This is a genomic window from Citrobacter sp. Cpo126, from assembly GCF_030332445.1.
Classification (GTDB): domain Bacteria; phylum Pseudomonadota; class Gammaproteobacteria; order Enterobacterales; family Enterobacteriaceae; genus Citrobacter; species Citrobacter portucalensis.
Genome location: NZ_JAOWHT010000032.1, coordinates 821,401 through 842,572, shown reverse-complemented (window position 1 = coordinate 842,572; position 21,172 = coordinate 821,401). Strand labels below are relative to the sequence as shown.

Sequence of the window (21,172 nt, the reverse complement as noted above, 5' to 3'; positions counted from 1 at the left end):
ATGCGCTTCGCTTATCCGGCCTACAACGATGATATATCCAGGCTGGGTAAAGCGTTCTCGCCGCATCCGGCAATAATGCCAGTCTTACTTGCTGGCGTCCGGACCCCGTTCACCGCTGGCGACCGGGTTTTTCGGATTGCTGCTCCACTCGTACCAGCCACCATCGTAAACAGAGACGTTTTTCCAGCCCATCGCGCGGGCATACATAAACGTTTCTGAAGCACGCCAGCCGGTACCGCAATAGAAAGAGACCTGTTGATTCGGCAGGATATTCCATTGCTTCCACATGGCGGCGATGTCATCCGCGCTGCGCATGGTGCCATCCGGGTTATGGAAATCTTCCATGTGGGTGGAGTCGCTGCCCGCGTGGCCCCAACGCGCGCCTGCGATCTCACCTTTTGGCTTAATGTAGCTGTAACCGCTGGTGGTACCGACAAATTCCGGCCATGAACGAATGCTCACCAAAGATGCATCCTGGCGATGCAGCAGACCGCGCGCCTGTTCCATATCCAGCATAAGCTGCGGCTGGGCAGGGATTTTCACGCCGAAATCAGGCTCTGGTTTCACCGTTGGCGGAGTGCCGCGTTCGACCGGTAAACCTGAGTCGGACCAGGTTTGCCAACCGCCGTCGAGCAGACGAACGTCTTTCACGCCTGCGTACAGCATAATTTGCGCCACGCGAGCGGCGGCATAGACATCGCGGCCGTATAAAATTACCGTGGTGTCGTGGCGGATACCGTGTTTCGCCAGCATCGCTTTAAGCTGCTCGTCGGAAACTTTATTCCACAGCGGTTCGCTTTCAACTTCATTGGTATCAATGTAACCCGCGCCGGGGATGTGGCTGAGCAGATACAGCTTCGGCGCGCCCCAGGCGGCTTCAATCACTTTCCAGTCACCCGCCGGTTTGGCAGTCACGTCTTTACCCTGCTGAAGATTGTGCAGCCACTGTGGGTAAACCAACTGTTCGAAGTGCGGCAGACGTTGCAGACGCGCAGGATCTGTCAGCGCATCGCTGAGGGTTGAAATCTGGTTAAAGCCAACTTTTTGCAGACGGGATTTAACGGCCTGCATGTCGTTATCACTGCCATATAGCGCCACCGGAGCGTCGGTCTTAAGTTGATGTGACTTAACCCAGGCGCTGAGTTGTTCATCATTCATCTTGTCGAGCCAGGCGGCAGACAGGTTCAGTGCGGAAGGTTCGTGTCCTGAAGGACCATTGAGCGATTGTGGCCAGCCGTTGTAAAAAGCGCTCTGACGGGTATCGATCGCCGCGCCTTGCTTTTGCTGTAACTGGTTGAGGGTGAGCGTCTGTGCTGTTTCAGCAGCCCAGGAAGAAGCGCAAGCGAGCCCTAAAGCCAGTGCCAGCGCGGTCATTTGAGAAACACGTTTCATCGAATAGCCTGACGTTGAAAAAAAGAAGACGACATTCTGTGCCACCAGTTACGTAAAAACCTTGCGTTAACGCAGCATATCGCCACATTCACGCCCAGTTTTCCATCTGAAATACGCGGCCTGCAGGCGGCACGTCCTGCGCATCATGCGTGACTTGTACCACCGGGATCCCCAGCTTACGCACCTCGGTGAAGACCCATTGGCGAAAGTTATCGCGTAGCGACGCATCCAGCCTGCTAAAGGGTTCATCAAGTAACAGCGCCTGGGGCTGCGCCAGTAGTGCGCGGAGCAGGGCGACACGTGAGCGTTGTCCGCCGGAGAGTGATGCCGGATCGCGCGAATAAAAACCTGCCAGGTCAGCGCGCGCGAGAGCGCATTCAATCTCATGGCGTCTGGCGGGACCTTGCAGGCTGGCGGGTAAGGCCAGCAGTAAATTCTGCCCAACGCTGAAATGGTCAAACAGCAGCGCATCCTGGAACAAAATGCCAATCTGGCGCTGCGCGGTAGGTAACGTATCGATGCGTCGTTCATTAAGCCACAGTTCGCCTGAGGCCTGGAACTGGGGAGACAACGCCCCGATCATCCATGAAAACAGCGAAGATTTCCCGCTGCCGGAAGGTCCCATAATTGTGACGATGTCACTTTTGTTAACCTGAAAATTAACGTCTTTCACCAGCGCTTTCACGCCCTGGTACAACGAAGCGCCTCGTACAGTAAGCATTAGCGAAGTCCTTGTCGAAAGCGGCCAATCCACGCGGTGAGAAAGGCTGCAAGTGCGAAAACGAGCAGTGGTAAAAGCAACTGCCACAACGCCTGTGTTGCCAGAATCGCACTGCTACCGCCGCTGCTTAATGCCACCGCTTCGGTGGTTAACGTGGGATAGCGTCCGGCACCTAGCCACAGCGTTGGCATATACTGGGCGATACTAACCGAGAAGCCAACCGCGAAGGCAATCAATGCCGGGCGTGCCAGCTGTGGGCATTTCACCAGCCAGAATATCCGCCACCGCGTCCAGCCCAGGGTTTGCGCAATCAAAATTAATCGTGGGTCAATGCGCTGCCACGCCGGTTTAAGCACAAATAGCATCCAGGGCATCACCCACAGCAGGTGGCCCCAGATAATGGTCGTCATCAGTCCATCTTGTTCGGCATATAACGCCAGCAGATATTGTCCGGTTACCAGCGGTAGCGCAGGCAAAATGAGCGGTAGCCAGACCCAGCGGTGTCCGGTTTGTGGACCCCATTCCAGCCAGGCAAAAAGTATCAGAAGCGCCAGCACGCTGGAAAGGAGCCCCAGTTGCAGGCTGTTGCTGAGCGCCTCGCTGTTTAGCGAGGAATAGCTGGCGATAAGCGCCAGCACCAGCGCGCATACCACACCGCTGACGGGCAAAATCTGTACCAGCGGGCGTGCGATTGTCATAGATGAAAAATGCTGGCGTTCACCGTTTACTGCCGGAATAGTATGTCGCCAGGCACGCCAGAGCAGATAACCCACCAGCGCGATAACAAGGAGCAACAGCACCAGCAACAGACTGGCAAGTGCGCCTTTCGCCTGCTGTTCGACGTCGCCCTGACTGAGCCACTGCCAGCTCAATACGGCAAGCGTTGGCGGATTGCCGGGGCCAAGAACGATTGCCACATCAACAACGGAGAGTGACCAGGCAACAATCGCCAGCATAGCTTTACCTAATGCCGGGCCGATAGCGGGCAGAACCAGCCAGTTCAGGCATTGCAGTCGGCTGTAACCCAGCGAATCCAATACGATAACCTGCTGAGAAAGTTGTTTTTCACTCAGCAGGGCCGAGAGAATCCATAACAAAAAAGCGCTCTCTTTCACCGCCAGCGTTACGCCAAGTCCAATGCCGTAGCGGTCCGGCTGTGGGCTGAGGAACGGGAACCATTGCCAAAGTATGCCGCCTTCAGCAAAAATCAACAGCACGCTGGTGGCGAAGGCAACGTGCGGAATTGCCAGCAGCCACGGAAGACGCGTATACAGACGTACCCAGCCTGTGCCGGGCCACAAGGCGAGGATCGCCAGCAGCGCGATGGTCAGCGCGCCCCCAGCCGCGAGGCCGACGGAAACCAGCGTTGCCAGTAACGCCTGCGGAAGTTGAGGATCGGCAAAGAGCGCCAGCCAGTGTGTGATACTAAGCGCCGGTGTTATCAGAGACCATGCCGCTGGCGCCAACGGCAGATAAACTGCCGCCATGATGGCCCAGAGTAGCAGAATTAATGCGTACCGTAGCGGCGTAGCCATTCTTGTTCCAGAGCGTTTACCCAGGCTGCATGCGGTTCTGGCAACACGGCAGGGAGCCCCTGAGGGATCCGCGCCAGCAACGCATCACGCTGTTCGTCAGGCAATTTTTGTGGATCAAGCACCGAAGGATCTCCCCAGACAGCCGGGTCAGCTTTGCGCAGTTGCGCTTCAGGAGAAAGCAGGAAGTTTGCCACGACTTTTGCTCCGGCACTGGCGTGGGCATTCGCCGGAATGGCAACAAAGTGCACGTTGCCGAGCATGCCCTGTGAGAAACCAAAACTGTAGCTGCTTTTAGGCAACTCGCCGCTGGCTACTTTTTGCTGCGCGTGGGCAGGGTTAAAGGTCAATGATAAACGCAGGGTGCCGCTATTGAGCAGTGAATCCATTCGTGCTGGCGTGGGCGGAAAATCTTTGCCTTCACGCCAAAGTACAGGATGCAAGGTATCAAGATACTGCCACAATGGCGCGGTAACTTCAGCGAATGTCGCCGCATCTGGCGCAACTTTCAATGCCTGTGGTTTGGTGGTGAGCGAAATTAGCAACTGCTCAAGAAAAGCCGTTCCGGTAAAGTCTGGCGGGCGTGGATAGGTCACCGTGCCAGGGTGCGCCTGCGCAAATTCAAGAAGTGCCTGCGGAGATAACGGCGGCTGCGCGGTGAGATCGCGCCGGGCAATAAAGGTGAGTTGGGCACCGCCCCACGGTGATTCAGCCCCCTCTGTTGGAACGGAGAAATCTTCGGTCACCGGTTTTTGTGTATCAACATAGCGCCAGTTAGGCAGCGATTGTGCCCACTGGGTTTGCAGCAGCCCGGCTTCTTTTAGCGTACGGAAGTTTTCGCCGTTAACCCACAGTAAATCGACAGAGCCGCCGGTTTTTCGCCCGGATGCCGCTTCCGTCTGGATGCGTTTTACGGCATCGGCGGCGTCTGCCAGGCGCACGATTTTCAGGTTAATGTTGTAGTGCGTTTTCATCTCGCCGCTAACCCAGTCGAGATACTGGTTAACTGCATTGTCGCCACCCCAGGCGTTGAACCACACCGTTTGACCACGGGCGTCATTTTTGATTTGTTGCCATCTGGCGTCCTGGGCAAACGTCGCCAGCGGGCAGAGCAACAAACTCAGACACAATAAGCAGTAACGCATAATATCTCCATGGCTAAAAATGGGGGAAGGTCTCAGCTTTTTTTCCGTTGGCGATCAAGATAAAGGCTTCTCGCCACCGATATCACCACGCTTAGGGCAAACAGGACAAACAGACCCGTCACAAACCAAAATGTGCCGCCGGTTAACAGGCTTCCCGCCCATGAGTAGATGATAGTGGCGGGTAACTGTCCGATGCCTGTGGCGATGAAAAAATGGCGAAAACGAATTGAGGTCAGGCCTGCCGCGTAGCTTACCGGGTCGAACGGCACAAAAGGTAACAGGCGGCAGACCAGAATAGTGTGCTTACCATAGCGCTCGAAAAAAGCGTCCATATTGTTCAGCACCGTTTTTCCGGTCAGCTTTTCTACTGCACCGCGACCTAAAATGCGGGCAATAAAAAAGCACAGCGCCGCACCTGCCATTGCGCTGCTCCAGGATAGTACGCCGCCCCAAAATGCGCCAAACAGCGAGGCATTGGCAAACGTGATCACAAACGCAGGAAGCGGTGCAACGATGGCCTGTAAGATCATCAGGAAAAACGACACCACTGCCGCCTGGGTTCCATAAGAACGAATAAAGTTCTCAAGAGCATGCTGATCGAGTGTGGTAAATGCTGCCAGGCTGCCGTGGAGAAAATCACTCACGCCAGGTATCCATGCCCATGCCATTAGCGCGAGCAGTAGCAGAGCAATCAAACCCGCTCGGTAATAGCGAGCCAGCCGCGCTTTATTCCGTTTTATCATTTACCCGTACACTCATGGTTGGCTGACGGATCGATATGCTTATATCGGGCCCAGGCTTTGGCTGCCTGAACGAGGGCGAATAACGCCAGCCCTGCCACGCTGAGCTTACCGATGAATACCAGGGTAATGCCTTCGCTGGCGAGTTCATGCGACATCAGCGTATAGATAAAGATGCCGGGTAAGGTGGTAAGTGCCGATATTACGGTAAATGACCAGAACGGAATGGCCGTCAGCCCATAGGCGTAATTTTGAATATTATAGGGGAACAGCGGCACGAGCCGGGTCAGGATTAGAAAGTCTACTCCGCTATGGGCAATGCCTTTTTCGATAGCCTGAAACGTCGCCGTGTGCCCAACGTATTTCAGTAGTAGATCCCGTCCAAGCCAGCGAGCCAGCAAAAACGACAGCGCCGAGGCCACGGTTGCTGCCACTAACGAGATAAGCGTCCCAGCCACGGGGCCAAACAGCACACCGCCGACGATCACCAGGATGCTGCCTGGGATCAGACACAGCGCAGCAACAATAAACAGCAGGATATAAAGCGTATAGCCGAACATACCGCTTTGGCGGATGACGTCTTGTAAATGATGGAAATTGGTTATCAGGTCGGTCAGACCATAATGATGGAAAACTCCCGCCAGAACGCAGAACAGGACCGCGACAATCAGCAGCCGGTATTCTGCTTTATGCGAACTTCTTTTTCATGGGGGTTCTCCTGTAAAACCGAGTGCAATGGAGCATTTTCGTCAGCGAAAAGCGCGCGCGAAGATATAATAAATTCCCGGCCGTAACAATGTATTACCGTCACTTTATTGATTTTGCACAGAATAAACAGACTCTCCAGGCCGGGCCTGGAGAGTAAAAAGACGCAGAAGGTCAGACGCGGAATTTAGCCCATACAGGCGCATGGTCGGACGGTTTTTCCATGCTGCGAATTTCATAGTCGATGCCGGTTTCTTCGCAGCGTTCCGCCAATGGGTTGCTCGCCAGCAGCAGGTCGATACGCAGGCCACGGTTATCGTCAAAGCCTTTTGAGCGATAGTCGAACCACGAGAACTGGTCATTCTTTTCAGGATTTGCGTGACGGTAAGTATCCACCAGACCCCAGCCCAGCAGGCGTTCCATCCACTCACGCTCCTCCGGCAGGAAGGAACATTTACCGGTGCGCAGCCAGCGTTTACGGTTTTCTTCACCGATGCCGATATCGAGATCGGTTGGGCTGATATTCATATCGCCCATAATCAATACCGGATTGTCGCGCTTCAGTTCAGTCTCCAGATAGTTTTGCAGGTTCTGATAAAACGCGGCTTTGGCGGGGAATTTGGTTTCATGGTCACGGCTTTCGCCCTGCGGGAAATAGCCGTTGATCACCGTGATGCTGCCCAGAGGGGACGGAATTTCTGCCATGATGATCCGACGCTGCGCTTCTTCGTCATCGCCCGGGAAGCCACGACGTACCGCAATTGGCGTTTCTTTCGTTAACAGCGCCACGCCGTAATGACCTTTCTGACCGTGATAAAAGACGTTGTAACCGAGCTTTGCTACCTCTTCGAGAGGGAACATATCGTCGTGGACTTTTGTCTCCTGTAAGCCAATAACATCCGGTTGATGTTTTTCGACAATGGCTGCCAGTTGATGGGGACGGGCACGCAGGCCGTTGATATTAAAAGAGACAAATTTCATAGTCGCTGCCACTTTGCAAGATGAATAGTGCAAGGATGGTAGCAGAATTTCTGCAGCCTGACTGCTTCTTGTCACCTGATTCCAACAATGATTGCTAATGGTGTTAACGATGGAGCAAAAACTGCACCGTTTTGGCGCGAAGCGCGTCGGAATGGGTCAATAATTTCCGAAAAATTTCGTATACGATCACAATTCCAGAATTATATTTGGCGACTGAATAAAACTGCGTTTTTTCCTCTGTTTAGTCGCCTGATGCGCAAACATATTCACTTTATATGCACATGTAGTGAATATCGCTACGTTGTAACTTGTTGATATTCCGTCATCGACCTCCGTTTATGCACTTTTTTCGCTGGCTGGCACGAACCCTGCAATCTACATTTACACCGCAAACACTATATTTATTAACATATAAATAACCTTTTATTTACCGTTGAGGTCGCTATGTCTCTGTCAATTACGCGTGAAAATTTTGATGAATGGATGATGCCCGTATACGCTCCGGCCCCTTTTATTCCGGTGCGGGGTGAAGGTTCACGCCTGTGGGATCAGCAGGGTAAAGAGTATATCGATTTCGCGGGAGGCATTGCGGTTAACGCGCTGGGTCACGCCCACCCAGCATTGCGCGAGGCATTAAACGACCAGGCGAGCAAATTCTGGCATACGGGAAATGGCTACACCAACGAGCCGGTACTGCGTCTGGCGAAAAAGCTGATTGACGCCACCTTCGCCGAGCGCATTTTCTTCTGTAACTCCGGTGCAGAAGCCAACGAAGCGGCACTAAAACTGGCGCGTAAATATGCCCACGATCGTTTTGGCAGCCAGAAGAGCGGGATTGTAGCGTTTAAAAATGCTTTCCATGGCCGCACGCTGTTTACCGTCAGCGCCGGAGGACAGCCTGCCTACTCACAGGATTTCGCGCCGCTGCCGCCGGATATCCGTCATGCCGTATACAACGATTTCGATTCTGCCAGCCAACTGATTGATGACACCACCTGTGCGGTTATCGTGGAGCCTGTGCAGGGTGAAGGCGGTGTGGTACCGGCAACAAAAGCCTTTTTGCAGGGGCTACGTGAGTTATGCGATCGCCATAATGCGCTGCTGATTTTTGATGAAGTTCAGACCGGTGTTGGCCGTACCGGGGAGCTGTATGCCTATATGCACTACGGCGTGACGCCGGATCTGCTGACGACAGCAAAAGCGCTGGGCGGTGGTTTCCCCATCGGCGCACTGCTGGCGACAGAGCGTTGCGCCAGTGTGATGACGGTTGGTACACACGGTACAACGTACGGCGGAAACCCGCTGGCGACGGCGGTGGCAGGTAAATTGCTGGAAATTGTGAATACACCGGAAGTGCTCAATGGAGTAAAACAGCGCCACGACTGGTTTGTGGAGCGTATAAACGCCATTAACGAACGTTTTGGACTGTTTAGTGAAATTCGTGGACTCGGACTGCTGATCGGCTGCGTGCTGAACGCGGAATTTGCCGGGAAAGCGAAACTCATCTCGCAAGAAGCGGCTGTTGCCGGGGTGATGGTACTGATCGCTGGCGCTAACGTGGTGCGTTTTGCGCCAGCGCTCAACGTCAGCGAAGAAGAAGTCGCCACCGGACTGGATCGCTTTGCGCTGGCCTGCGAACGCATTAAAGCAGGAGGTTCATCATGATGGTGATTCGTCCCATTGAACGCGCGGATATCACCGCGTTGATGCAGCTTGCCAGTAAGACCGGCGGCGGGTTGACCTCGCTACCGGCGAATGAAGCTACGCTGATGGCGCGTATCGAACGTTCACTCCAAACCTGGCGCGGTGAGTTGCCAAAAAGTGAGCAGGGATATGTGTTTGTGCTTGAAGACAGTACCAGCGGGACCGTGGCCGGGATTTGCGCCATTGAGGTGGCGGTAGGGCTTAACGATCCCTGGTACAACTATCGGGTTGGTACCCTGGTCCACGCCTCGAAAGAGCTGAATGTCTATAACGCGCTGCCGACGCTGTTTCTGAGTAACGATCACACGGGTAGCAGCGAGCTTTGCACGCTGTTTCTCGATCCGGACTGGCGAAAAGAAGGCAACGGCTATTTGCTGTCAAAATCGCGCTTTATGTTTATGGCGGCCTTTCGCGACCGATTTAATGAGAAAGTCGTGGCCGAGATGCGCGGCGTGATTGATGAGCACGGTTACTCGCCGTTCTGGCAAAGCCTCGGTAAACGCTTTTTCTCAATGGAGTTCAGCCGGGCGGATTTTCTCTGCGGAACAGGACAGAAAGCCTTTATTGCTGAACTGATGCCCAAGCATCCTATTTATACCCATTTTCTGTCTGATGAAGCGCAAGGCGTGATTGGTCAGGTACATCCGCAAACGGCCCCAGCGCGGGCGGTGCTGGAGAAAGAGGGATTTCGCTACCGCAACTATGTCGATATTTTCGACGGTGGGCCAACGCTGGAATGCGATATCGACCGGGTTCGGGCTATTCGTAAAAGCAGGCTGGTGGAAGTGGCGGAAGGTCAGCCAGCAACCGGTGATTATCCGGCCTGTCTGGTTGCCAATGAAAACTATCAAAACTTCCGCGTCATGCTGGTTCGCTCAGACCCGGATACCCAACGTCTGGTACTGACGGCGGCGCAACTGGATGCCCTGAAATGCCACGCGGGCGACCATGTACGTTTTGTACGTCTTTGTGCAGAGGAGAAAACAGCATGACACTATGGATAAACGGTGACTGGGTGACGGGGCTGGGCGAGCGTCGGGTGAAAACCAACCCGGTAAGCGGTGATGTGCTGTGGCACGGTAATGATGCAGATGCAATGCAGGTGACGCAAGCGTGCCAGGCCGCACGCGCAGCCTTTGCCGGTTGGGCTAAACAGCCTTTCAGCGCACGCCAGACTATTGTTGAAAAGTTTGCTTTATTACTGGAAAGCAATAAAGCCGAGCTAACTCAGATTATCGCCAAGGAAACCGGAAAACCTCATTGGGAAGCCGCGACTGAACTGACGGCGATGATCAATAAAATCGCCATCTCCGTCAAAGCTTATCATGCCCGTACCGGTGAGCAGCACAGCGAACTACCGGATGGTGCGGCAACGTTGCGCCATCGCCCACACGGCGTGCTGGCGGTTTTTGGTCCGTATAACTTCCCCGGTCATTTACCCAATGGTCATATTGTTCCGGCATTGCTGGCAGGCAATACGTTGATTTTCAAACCCAGCGAGTTGACGCCGTGGACCGGTGAAGCAGTAACAAAACTGTGGGAGCAGGCGGGGTTGCCGCCGGGCGTGCTGAATCTGGTGCAGGGCGGACGTGAAACGGGGCAGGCGTTGAGTGCGCTGGAAGACCTCGATGGCCTGCTGTTTACCGGCAGTGCGAATACCGGTTATCAGCTGCATAAGCAGTTATCCGGCCAGCCGGAAAAAATCCTTGCCCTGGAGATGGGGGGCAACAACCCGCTGATTATTGAGAATCCGGAAGATATTGATGCCGCAGTGCATCTGACCATTCAGTCCGCATTTGTCACCGCCGGACAGCGCTGTACCTGTGCCCGCCGCCTGCTCGTAAAAAAAGGCGCGCAGGGTGATGCGTTTTTGGCGCGTCTGGTGGAGGTTAGTCAGCGTTTAATGCCCGGCAACTGGGATGCACAACCGCAGCCATTTATGGGTGGACTAATTTCCGAACAGGCAGCGCAACACGTCTATGATGCCTGGCAGCGTCTGGCGTCGTTGGGCGGCCGTACGCTGTTAGCGCCACGTCTGGTAAATGCCGGAACGTCACTGCTGACCCCTGGAATCATCGAACTGACCGGGGCGGGGAACGTACCTGATGAAGAGGTTTTCGGTCCGCTGCTCGGCGTCTGGCGTTATGACAGCTTTGATGATGCGATTCGTATGGCGAACAACACCCGCTTTGGATTGTCATGTGGGTTAGTTTCGCCCGATCGCGGCCAGTTTGAACAGCTACTGTTGGAGGCGCGGGCAGGGATCGTCAACTGGAATAAGCCGTTAACCGGCGCTGCGAGTACCGCACCGTTTGGCGGTGTAGGCGCTTCCGGGAACCATCGCGCCAGCGCGTGGTATGCCGCAGATTATTGCGCCTGGCCGATGGCAAGTCTGGAATCCCCGGCCTTAACGCTGCCAACGGCGCTTAGCCCCGGACTGGATTTTTCTCGCGAGGATAAGCTATGAAAGCCCGTGAGGTAAATTTTGATGGTCTGGTGGGACTGACTCACCACTATGCTGGATTGTCATTTGGTAATGAGGCCTCAACCAAACATCGATTTCAGGTGTCGAACCCGCGTCTGGCGGCAAAGCAAGGTCTGCTAAAGATGAAAGCACTGGCGGATGCAGGATTTCCTCAGGCGGTGATCCCGCCCCACGAGCGGCCTTATATTCCGGTTCTGCGTCAGTTGGGTTTTAGCGGCAGTGACGAACAGGTGCTGGATAAAGTGTCGCGTCAGGCGCCTCACTGGCTCTCCAGTGCCAGCTCCGCATCGCCTATGTGGGTAGCGAATGCGGCAACGGTTTGCCCTTCGGCAGACTCGCTGGACGGGAAAGTGCATCTGACGGTGGCGAATCTGAATAATAAGTTCCACCGTTCACTGGAAGCGCCTACTACCGAAGCATTGTTACGGGCGATTTTCCGTGATGAGAATAGCTTTGCGGTCCACGGCGCGTTGCCCCAGGTTGCGCTTTTCGGTGATGAAGGGGCGGCAAACCATAACCGCCTGGGTGGAGATTACGGTGACCCCGGCGTACAGCTGTTTGTTTACGGTCGTGAAGAAGGCAATGCATCCCAACCGAAACGCTATCCGGCAAGGCAATCCCGTGAGGCCAGCGAAGCGGTCGCGCGACTGAATCAGGTCAACCCACATAAGCGCATTTTTGCCCAGCAAAACCCGGACGTTATCGATCTTGGCGTGTTCCATAACGATGTGATTGCGGTATCGAATCGCCAGGTGCTGTTTTGTCATCAGCAGGCGTTTGTCAGACAGCAGGCATTGTTAGAGCAGTTGCGCAGTCAGGTGGCAGGTTTTACCCCGCTGGAAGTCCCGACAGCGGAAGTGTCGGTGCAGGATGCCGTGACCACTTATCTGTTTAACAGTCAGTTGCTGAGTCGTAGTGATGGTTCGATGATGCTGGTCCTGCCGCAGGAGTGTCGGGAGCATGCTGGCGTGTGGCGGTATTTGAACCGGCTTCTCGAGGAAGACAATCCGATCGATGACCTGCGGGTATTCGATCTGCGTGAAAGTATGTCCAACGGCGGTGGTCCGGCATGCTTGCGCCTGAGAGTGGTGCTCACCCCGCAGGAACAGCAGGCGGTGAATCCGGCGGTTATCATGAACGACACGCTGTTTAACACGTTGAATAACTGGGTTGACCGTTACTATCGCGATCGTCTTACCGCTGCCGACCTTGCCGACCCACAGCTGTTGCGCGAGGGGCGTGAAGCGCTGGATACGCTGACGCAATTGCTCAACCTCGGCTCAGTGTATCCTTTCCAGCAGGAGGGGATGCGCCATGGATAACTTTCTGGCGATCACGCTCGCAGGCGCCACTCCAGAGAAAACGCAAGGAACCACTCATGGTTTTGACTGGCAGTGGATCGGTCACGGAATTCTGGAACTGACGCCGCTTGCACCCGTTGAACATTCACTGGTGCTGTCTGCGGGGATCCATGGCAATGAAACCGCGCCGGTAGAGATACTCGATTCATTGCTTTCCAGTCTGTTTAGCGGCGAGCTGACACTGACATGGCGGCTGCTGGTGATTCTGGGAAACCCGCAGGCGCTGGCTGCGGGAAAACGATATTGTCATAGCGACCTGAATCGTATGTTTGGCGGCCGGTGGCAGATTTTTACCGCGAGTGAAGAAACGCACCGAGCCCACGAGCTTGAGCTGTGTCTTGAAGATTTTTATTCGCGCGCAAAGGAGCCTGTGCGCTGGCATTTGGATCTGCACACCGCGATCCGCGGTTCACAGCATCTGCGCTTTGGCGTATTGCCACAACGCAACGTTGCCTGGGACGAGGATTTTCTTGAATGGCTGGGGGATGCGGGACTGGAAGCGCTAGTTTTCCATCAGACGCCTGGCGGCACGTTCACCCATTTTAGCGGGGAACATTTTGGTGCGTTGGCCTGTACGTTGGAACTGGGTAAAGCGCTGCCGTTTGGACAAAACGACCTCACCCAGTTTGCACAAACGGCAGACGCACTGGAGAAACTGCTGCGGGGTGAACGAGGGGCGACGAGAGAAATATCCCCGCTGCGTTATCGCGTGGTGTCGCAAATCACGCGTCGTAGCGACGATTTCATTCTCCACATGGATAACCAGACGCTAAACTTTACCCCCTTTAAAGAAGGCACCTTGCTGGCGCAGGACGGAGATGAACGTTTTATCGTCACCCATGATGTTGAATACGTTCTCTTTCCCAACCCTAACGTGGCCTGTGGTTTACGTGCCGGATTGATGCTCGAAAAGTTGTGATAAATATATTCGCCCTCAGGTTTATCCCTAAGGGCTTATTTTTACGTGCTGTTTTTATTTATTACGGATTATTCCTGGTGAGTTGCTTTCTTAATAATCATGGTTCAGGTATAGTTCTTCATAATCCTTTCAAAATCATCCGCTTGTAATTTTTAATTTCAACTCTACGCAATTTATTCTTTTTTTCTCCATAATTGATGAAAGTTTGTTTTTTACACTTTCACGGTTTTACCGTTGCTCTGATTAATTGACGATTAAGCCGGTAAAGTTACTCTCGTCAACACGACATCACATTGCATAAGAGTCGCATGAGTGTCGTAAAAATAACTGAAAGAAAGGATAGAAATTATGCGTAAACTGACTGCTCTGTTTGTTGCCTCTACTCTGGCGCTGGGTGCTGCGAACTTGGCTCATGCTGCTGACACTACAACAGCTGCACCAGCGGATGCTAAACCGATGATGCACCACAACGGCAAATTTGCCCCGCATCACGACATGATGTTTAAAGACCTGAATCTGACTGACGCTCAGAAACAGCAGATTCGCGAGATCATGAAAGGCCAGCGCGATCAGATGAAACGTCCGCCGCTGGAAGAACGCCGTGCAATGCACGATATCATCGCCAGCGATAGCTTCGATAAAGCGAAAGCCGAAGCGCAGATTGCGAAGATGGAAGAACAGCGCAAAGCCAACATGCTGGCGCATATGGAAACCCAGAACAAAATTTACAACATTCTGACCCCGGAACAGAAAAAGCAGTTTAATGCCAATTTTGAGAAGCGTCTGACAGAACGTGCAGCGCAGAAAGGTAAAATGCCGGAAGCTGCCGAGTAATCGATCAGCGTCTACACTAAATCATTCACACTGTGTCGCGCTGATTGCCGCACAGTGCGAAACAAAACTCAAGACCGCCGCTCTTGTCCACAACACGTATAACGATGTGGGCAGGATCGGCGGTTTTTTCATTTCTGCCTATTGCACCGGACGCACGACACGCTATTCTCCTGAAGCCCGCGAAAATTCTACCTGGATCAGCGCGTTATTCTTTTTTGCAAAATGCCGGGTTCATCGCTAAGGCAAATCAACTCTGCTGCCGATAACAATAATCTGCAGGGTGAACATAATAATGATGATTTATGGCTGTCTGTTTACGGCAGGCTGCCATGCTTCTCCTTTCTGGAGGGATGATGGAATACTTTGATATCCGCAAAATGCCGGTTAACCTCTGGCGGAATGGTGCGGGGGAAACGCGTGAGATTTGCTGTTTTCCGCCAGCAACACGAGATTTTCACTGGCGGGCGAGTATCGCCTCCATTGCAGCAAACGGTGAATTTTCACTTTTCCCGGGTGTAGAACGCGTGATTACGCTGCTGGAGGGAGGGGAGGTCACTCTGGAAGAAGCGAACATCTTTACGCATACCCTCAAACAGCACCAACCTTTTACCTTTGCCGGTGACAAGGTGGTAAAAGCAAAGCTGACGGAAGGGCAGATGTCTATGGATTTTAATATCATGACCCGACGAGATGTTTGCCAGGCAAAAGTCAGAGTTGCCGATCGCACCTTTACGACCTTTGGTTCACGCGGCGGCGTGGTGTTTGTTATCAGTGGTGCATGGCAACTGGGCGATAAACTGCTGACGGCCGACCAGGGTGCGAGCTGGCATGACGGCAAACACACATTACGACTGCTGGAGCGCGAGGGAAAATTGCTGTTCAGCGAGATTAACTGGATGCCGGGGCATTCTCCGGACACAGTTCAATAATGTCATATTGACCAGACAGAACAGGCCGGCAGAGAATTTTGTAGCCATCATGGTCAAAGCCTGCTGGCATACGCGCAAGGGTAGTCGCTTCATCCAGCGTTGAAACGGCTCCCAGCCACAGCCAGTTGTTGATGATATGGTACTGTGTCATTTCAGCGCCGGTTTCCTGCAGTGCAATAGCATTGCTCCATGGCCAGCAAATCACTCTCACTCTTTCCAGCGCCGCTAACAGACGCAAATGATGCGCTTCATGACTCTCTTTTCCGCAGCACGCTCCGGCGCAGCGTTTAAGCGCGGAGCGAAAACAGGCGCGCCCGCGACTCAGGGGTTCCAGCCCCAACAGGCCGTAGCACAGCTGTTGTTCATCCGCGAGGCTTTGCAACGCTTGTAGCGCTGCGCGGCGATTGGCAAACAGGCCAAACAGATTGGGTGCATGGGAGAAATCAATATCTCGTGCGTAGACAATCTGAACAGTTCGGTCGGTAAGCTGCAAGGCGCAAAGCTGACGATTGCGCCGCAGTCGTTTATTAAACAACGGCTGTTGTTCTTTGATCAACCGCGCTTCCAGCAGCAGGGCACCAATTTCTCCCGCCGTACAAATCCAGCTAATGCGTTTGGCCTGACGCAGCATTGCCGCTTCGTCTGCGGTACGCAGGTGTGCCAGCACGCGGCTGCGAATATTGACGCTTTTACCAATGTAGAGCGGCATAGTGTCGCTTTCACTGTGAAACAGATAGACGCCTGGCGCGGTGGGAAGCGCACTCAAAAATGGACGCAGGTGCTCTGGATATTCATAGATTGCCGCTGCCTCAAATGTCAGGCGTGGGGCTGATTGACGCCGTACCACTTCTCACTCCGGATGCTGGTTATTCATCCAGTGTAGCAGTTTGAAACCGATTAAAAAAGCGGCATCAGACCAGGGAGAGGGGCCGGACAGCGGTGATCCCAGTGCTATCCGGCAATATGTGACTAAAAAAATTACGCTTTTTTCCAGAAGTCATCAAACACCGTGATCGGTGTGCGACGTTTGTGTTCGGTCTTCAGATACCAGCCTTCAATTTTTTTCGCGATGTCGGCAGCCAGCGTTTTTCCTTCCAGATAATCGTCGATGTTGTCATAGGTGACGCCTAATGCGGCTTCATCCGGCAGAGAAGGGCGATCGTCTTCGAGGTCGGCCGTTGGCGCTTTCTTATATAAATGTTCCGGGCAACCCAGTGCGGCAAGCAGCTGCTTACCCTGACGCTTGTTCAGGCGGAAAATAGGGTTAATGTCAGTACCGCCATCGCCGTATTTGGTGAAAAATCCGGTGATGGCTTCTGCTGCATGATCGGTACCCACGACAACACCGCTGGTCATTCCGGCGATACTGTACTGGGCCTTCATACGTTCACGGGCTTTTTCATTGCCACGGACAAAATCGCTCAGTTCAATACCCGCTTCACGCAGGGCCTGTTCACTGGCCAGTACCGCACCCTTAATATTTACTGTGAGCACGCGGTCAGGTTGGATAAAGGCGATGGCATCCTGACAGTCCTGTTCATCAGCCTGAACGCCATACGGCAGACGTACGGCAATAAACTGCAGCGCGTCATTCCCCGTTTCTTCGCGAAGCTCGGAAATAGCCATCTGGCAAAGTTTTCCCGCGAGCGTTGAGTCCTGTCCGCCGCTTATCCCTAATACCAGTGATTTCAGAAAAGGGTAGGTTTGCAGGTAGGATTTCAAGAAATCCACGCTGCGGCGAATTTCCTCTTCTGCATTAATTTGCGGTTTTGCGCCAAGCGCCTGGATTATCTCTTGCTGCAGAGTCATTTAACCCCCTCCGAAAAATGAAATGATCAAAAAAATGATGTGTTAAAGCTAACGCGTTGGGACCCAAACGACAAGGGATGCAGGCCTGATCTAACATCATTTTGTTTTAATAGAATTTTCCGAAACGACCTAAGTATCATCTGATTGCTTGAAAAATGTGTTGTTGTGCTCCAGGCTTATATAACACGCTGAAATACAAGAGGACGGAATATGAACAAGAACCTAACAGGAATTCTAAGCGCAGCGGCTGTTTTGACTATGCTGGCAGGGTGTACGGCCTACGATCGCACCAAAGACCAATTTGTTCAGCCCGTGGTGAAAGATGTGAAGAAAGGGATGAGCAGGGCGCAGGTGGCGCAGATTGCCGGTAAACCTTCTTCTGAAGTCAGCATGATTCATGCGCGAGGGACATGCCAGACCTACATCCTGGGTCAACGAGATGGTAAAGCTGAAACCTATTTTGTTGCTTTAGACGACACCGGACATGTGATTAACTCCGGTTACCAGACCTGCGCAGAGTACGACACTGACCCGCAGGCGGCGAAGAAGTAACAACTGCTTATTGCCTGAGCATTCAGAAGAACCGGCCATCGCGCCGGTTTTTTTGTGCCGAACGATCTTATTTATTGCCGCGAATTATTTGCCCGAAATGTGAGGGGGGTCATAACGACAGGTCAAGGAGAGACAATTTAGTTGGTCAAGGAAATACCATCCACCGGTGCAATCCCGTATACTCATTTCAGCCACCTAAAAAAGTAATTTAGCTGACGCAAGTTACCCAGAGCATGGATGCAGGTTATGGCTTGCGGAGTGTCTGGTTGACAGATAATCGCACATGAGGATCGTTTTAATGGAAAAGAAACACATTTATCTGTTTTGTTCTGCGGGCATGTCGACTTCATTGTTGGTTTCGAAGATGCGTGCTCAGGCCGAAAAATACGAAGTGCCGGTTATTATTGAAGCGTTTCCTGAAACGCTGGCCGGAGAAAAAGGTCCTGTCGCCGATGTCGTGTTATTAGGTCCACAAATTGCTTATATGTTGCCCGAAATTCAGCGTTTGTTACCCAACAAGCCTGTGGAAGTGATTGACTCGCTGCTGTATGGCAAAGTCGATGGTTTAGGCGTGCTTAAGGCTGCTGTTGCAGCAATTAAAAAAGCCGCAGCAAATTAATTATTTTATTTTAATTTTTCCCGTCAAAGAGTTATTTCATTAACATTCACCGCAATTATTAATTGCGGTATTTAAGGGTATTTTTCTATGAGTAACGCTATTGCTTCACTTGAAAAGGTACTCCTTCCTTTTGCTGTAAAAATTGGAAAGCAGCCACACGTTAATGCAATCAAGAACGGTTTTATTCGTTTAATGCCGTTAACCCTCGCAGGGGCTATGTTTGTATTAATCAATAACGTTTTCCTGAGCTTTGGGGAGGGGTCGTTTTTTTATTCAATGGGCATTCGACTTGATGCTTCAACTATTGAAACTTTGAATAGCTTGAAAGGCATTGGTGGAAACGTCTATAACGGTACGCTGGGTATCATGTCATTGATGGCACCGTTCTTTATCGGCATGGCGCTGGCAGAAGAACGTAAAGTCGACTCACTGGCTGCCGGGCTGTTATCCGTCGCCGCGTTTATGACCGTAACGCCTTATAGCGTGGGTGAAGCCTATGCCGTTGGCGCGAACTGGCTCGGCGGTGCCAATATTATTTCCGGTATTATTATCGGCCTTGCGGTCGCGGAAATGTTCACCTTTGTGGTTCGTCGCAATTGGGTCATTAAATTACCTGATAGCGTACCGACATCCGTATCGCGCTCTTTCTCTGCGCTGATTCCTGGCTTCCTTATCCTCTCGATTATGGGGATCATCGCCTGGGCACTGAACACCTGGGGTACGAACTTCCACCAAATCATTATGGATTCCATTTCAACTCCGCTGGCGTCGTTGGGCAGCGTGGTGGGATGGGCTTACGTGATTTTTGTTCCGCTGCTGTGGTTCTTCGGTATTCACGGTTCACTGGCGCTGACTGCGCTGGACAGCGGTATCATGACGCCATGGGCGCTGGAAAACATCTCTATCTACCAACAGTTTGGTTCCGTAGATGCCGCGCTGGAAGCCGGTAAGACGTTCCACGTCTGGGCGAAACCGATGCTCGACTCCTATATTTTCCTTGGGGGTAGCGGAGCAACGCTGGGTCTGATTATCGCTATCTTCCTGGCATCGCGTCGTCCTGACTATCGTCAGGTTGCTAAGCTGGCACTGCCGTCAGGTCTGTTCCAGATTAACGAACCTATCCTGTTCGGTCTGCCGATCATCATGAACCCGGTGATGTTTATCCCGTTCATTCTGGTGCAACCGATTCTGGCGGCGATTACGCTGGCAGCTTACTACTCAGGCATTATTCCACCGATTACCAACATTGCACCGTGGACTATGCCAACCGGTTTGGGCGCGTTCTTTAACACCAACGGTAGCGTCGCTGCTCTGCTGGTCGCGCTGTTCAACCTCGGTATCGCAACGCTGGTTTACCTGCCGTTCGTGGTGGTAGCCAACAAAGCGCAGAACGTTATTGACCAAGAAGAAAGCGAAGAAGATATCGCTAACGCATTAAAATTCTAAATTTAATCCGGCATGGCTTTACGGTCATGCCGGACTGAACCAGAGGAAAAAAGTATGTTGGATATCGAGAACATCGTCGACACGCAGTCAGAAGCAGAAGAACTTGAAGAAGTGGTGATGGGCCTCATCATCAACTCCGGTCAGGCGCGTAGCCTGGCGTACGGCGCACTCAAAATGGCCAAGCAGGGTGATTTCGAGTCAGCTAAGACCATGATGGACCAGTCTCGTCTGGCGCTGAACGAAGCGCACCTCGTGCAAACGAAACTGATTGAAGGCGATCAGGGCGAAGGTAAAATGAAAGTTAGCCTGGTGCTGGTCCACGCGCAGGACCACCTGATGACATCAATGCTGGCGCGTGAGCTGGTGACTGAACTGATTGAGCTTCACGAAAAGCTGAAATAGCGAGGAGTGCATAATGCAGCTACAGATTAACGCACCGGAAATCAAAACCGTTTATGAACAGCAGCTGTTTAATGGCAAAAATTTCCATGTGTTCATCTATAACAAAACTGAGAGCATCAGCGGGCTGCATCAGCATGACTACTATGAGTTTACCCTGGTTTTAACCGGGCGCTATTATCAGGAAATCAACGGTAAACGCGTACTGCTAGAACGTGGAGACTTTGTCTTTATCCCGTTGGGATCGCACCACCAGAGTTTTTATGATTTTGGTGCGACAAGGATCCTTAACGTTGGCATCAGTAAACGTTTTTTTGAACAGCACTATCACCCGCTGCTGCCATTTTGTTTCGTTGCATCGCAGGTCTATCGGGCGAATAACTCGTTTCTTACCTACATTGAAACGGTTATTGCATCACTGAACTTTCGTGAGAGCGGGCTGGATGAATTTGTAGAAGTGGTCACCTTCTATATTATTAATCGGTTACGCCATCATCGCGAAGAGCAGGTGCTGGATGATATTCCGCAGTGGCTTAAAACCACCGTCGAGACCATGCACGACAAACGGCAGTTTAGCGAGAATGCGCTGGAAAATATGGTACACCTGTCCGCGAAATCCCAGGAATATCTGACCCGCGCTACCCAGCGTTATTACAGCAAAACGCCGATGCAGATTATTAATGAAATCCGCATTAACTTTGCTAAAAAACAGCTGGAAATGACGAACTATTCTGTAACGGATATTGCTTACGAGTCTGGCTACAGTAGTCCAAGCCTGTTTATTAAAACGTTTAAAAAGCTGACGTCGTTTACACCGAATAGCTACCGTAAGAAATTAACTGAATTTAATCAGTAGATATTATTTGCCAATAACCCATTTTTTATAGCTTGCCCAAAAT

At 52.5% G+C, this 21,172-nt stretch carries 21 protein-coding genes; 12 read left to right on the top strand and 9 right to left on the bottom strand.

The annotated features are described in order from the left end of the window. Positions 1–84: 84 nt before the first annotated feature. From OGY17_RS13255 to xthA, 7 genes are all read right to left on the bottom strand, one after another. Positions 85–1,392, bottom strand: a complete 1,308-nt coding sequence (locus tag OGY17_RS13255; RefSeq protein ID WP_167819846.1) for a sulfurtransferase — start codon at positions 1,390–1,392, stop codon at positions 85–87. 88 nt (positions 1,393–1,480) lie between these two features. Continuing rightward, positions 1,481–2,113, bottom strand: a complete 633-nt coding sequence (locus tag OGY17_RS13250; protein WP_032943130.1) for an ATP-binding cassette domain-containing protein — start codon at positions 2,111–2,113, stop codon at positions 1,481–1,483. Next, positions 2,113–3,648, bottom strand: coding sequence for an ABC transporter permease family protein (locus OGY17_RS13245; protein ID WP_191214779.1), 1,536 nt, complete (start codon positions 3,646–3,648; stop codon positions 2,113–2,115). The genes OGY17_RS13250 and OGY17_RS13245 overlap by 1 nt, the downstream gene beginning before the upstream one ends. Next, positions 3,621–4,790, bottom strand: a complete 1,170-nt coding sequence (locus OGY17_RS13240; RefSeq protein ID WP_191214777.1) for an ABC transporter substrate-binding protein — start codon at positions 4,788–4,790, stop codon at positions 3,621–3,623. Before OGY17_RS13240 ends, OGY17_RS13245 begins: the two co-directional genes overlap by 28 nt. Positions 4,791–4,822: 32 nt before the next feature. Continuing rightward, positions 4,823–5,533, bottom strand: coding sequence for a TVP38/TMEM64 family protein (locus OGY17_RS13235; protein ID WP_191214775.1), 711 nt, complete (start codon positions 5,531–5,533; stop codon positions 4,823–4,825). Beyond that, entirely contained in the window at positions 5,530–6,186 is a 657-nt protein-coding gene (locus OGY17_RS13230) for a TVP38/TMEM64 family protein (protein ID WP_170974252.1), read from the bottom strand. Before OGY17_RS13230 ends, OGY17_RS13235 begins: the two co-directional genes overlap by 4 nt. 223 nt (positions 6,187–6,409) lie before the next feature. Further along, on the bottom strand, positions 6,410–7,216 hold the full coding sequence (gene xthA, locus OGY17_RS13225) for an exodeoxyribonuclease III (RefSeq protein ID WP_003030642.1): 807 nt from the start codon (positions 7,214–7,216) through the stop codon (positions 6,410–6,412). Positions 7,217–7,660: 444 nt separating this feature from the next. Here xthA and astC point away from each other — a divergent pair, with 444 nt between their 5' ends. From astC to ves, 7 genes are all read left to right on the top strand, one after another. After that, positions 7,661–8,881 carry a succinylornithine/acetylornithine transaminase gene (gene astC / locus OGY17_RS13220; protein WP_100272578.1) on the top strand — a complete coding sequence of 407 codons (1,221 nt, stop codon included), beginning with the start codon at positions 7,661–7,663 and terminating at the stop codon, positions 8,879–8,881. Then, complete coding sequence (gene astA, locus OGY17_RS13215; RefSeq protein WP_048235515.1) at positions 8,878–9,912, top strand: arginine N-succinyltransferase; 1,035 nt, start codon at positions 8,878–8,880, stop codon at positions 9,910–9,912. Before astC ends, astA begins: the two co-directional genes overlap by 4 nt. After that, entirely contained in the window at positions 9,909–11,387 is a 1,479-nt protein-coding gene (gene astD / locus OGY17_RS13210) for a succinylglutamate-semialdehyde dehydrogenase (RefSeq protein ID WP_191214773.1), read from the top strand. Before astA ends, astD begins: the two co-directional genes overlap by 4 nt. Then, positions 11,384–12,727, top strand: coding sequence for an N-succinylarginine dihydrolase (gene astB, locus OGY17_RS13205; protein WP_191214771.1), 1,344 nt, complete (start codon positions 11,384–11,386; stop codon positions 12,725–12,727). Before astD ends, astB begins: the two co-directional genes overlap by 4 nt. Beyond that, a complete protein-coding gene (gene astE, locus OGY17_RS13200; protein WP_100272575.1) occupies positions 12,720–13,685 on the top strand; it encodes a succinylglutamate desuccinylase in 966 nt (321 codons plus the stop codon). The genes astB and astE overlap by 8 nt, the downstream gene beginning before the upstream one ends. Before the next feature lie 348 nt (positions 13,686–14,033). Further along, positions 14,034–14,519 carry an ATP-independent periplasmic protein-refolding chaperone Spy gene (spy, locus tag OGY17_RS13195; protein ID WP_003832537.1) on the top strand — a complete coding sequence of 162 codons (486 nt, stop codon included), beginning with the start codon at positions 14,034–14,036 and terminating at the stop codon, positions 14,517–14,519. Positions 14,520–14,872: 353 nt separating this feature from the next. After that, positions 14,873–15,448: an environmental stress-induced protein Ves gene (gene ves, locus OGY17_RS13190; protein ID WP_103285095.1), complete on the top strand. Its 576-nt coding sequence runs from the start codon at positions 14,873–14,875 to the stop codon at positions 15,446–15,448. On the opposite strand, the gene cho is transcribed toward ves, so the two are convergent. Both cho and nadE read right to left on the bottom strand, forming a co-directional pair. After that, positions 15,408–16,295, bottom strand: coding sequence for an excinuclease Cho (gene cho / locus OGY17_RS13185; RefSeq protein WP_191214769.1), 888 nt, complete (start codon positions 16,293–16,295; stop codon positions 15,408–15,410). The genes ves and cho overlap by 41 nt on opposite strands. Before the next feature lie 131 nt (positions 16,296–16,426). Next, positions 16,427–17,257: an NAD(+) synthase gene (gene nadE / locus OGY17_RS13180; RefSeq protein ID WP_032943150.1), complete on the bottom strand. Its 831-nt coding sequence runs from the start codon at positions 17,255–17,257 to the stop codon at positions 16,427–16,429. Positions 17,258–17,467: 210 nt separating this feature from the next. Between nadE and osmE the strand changes: the two genes are divergently transcribed. The 5 genes from osmE (at position 17,468) to chbR (ending at position 21,129) form a co-directional block, all read left to right on the top strand. Further along, positions 17,468–17,809: an osmotically-inducible lipoprotein OsmE gene (gene osmE, locus OGY17_RS13175; RefSeq protein ID WP_003030621.1), complete on the top strand. Its 342-nt coding sequence runs from the start codon at positions 17,468–17,470 to the stop codon at positions 17,807–17,809. A 298-nt stretch (positions 17,810–18,107) separates the two neighbouring features. After that, on the top strand, positions 18,108–18,428 hold the full coding sequence (chbB, locus tag OGY17_RS13170; protein WP_003832547.1) for a PTS N,N'-diacetylchitobiose transporter subunit IIB: 321 nt from the start codon (positions 18,108–18,110) through the stop codon (positions 18,426–18,428). A gap of 87 nt (positions 18,429–18,515) precedes the next feature. Then, entirely contained in the window at positions 18,516–19,874 is a 1,359-nt protein-coding gene (chbC, locus tag OGY17_RS13165; RefSeq protein ID WP_003030619.1) for a PTS N,N'-diacetylchitobiose transporter subunit IIC, read from the top strand. Positions 19,875–19,928: 54 nt separating this feature from the next. Beyond that, a complete protein-coding gene (chbA, locus tag OGY17_RS13160) occupies positions 19,929–20,276 on the top strand; it encodes a PTS N,N'-diacetylchitobiose transporter subunit IIA (RefSeq protein WP_003832549.1) in 348 nt (115 codons plus the stop codon). 10 nt (positions 20,277–20,286) lie between these two features. After that, positions 20,287–21,129, top strand: coding sequence for a transcriptional regulator ChbR (gene chbR / locus OGY17_RS13155; RefSeq protein WP_085951046.1), 843 nt, complete (start codon positions 20,287–20,289; stop codon positions 21,127–21,129). The last annotated feature ends 43 nt before the right edge of the window (positions 21,130–21,172 follow it).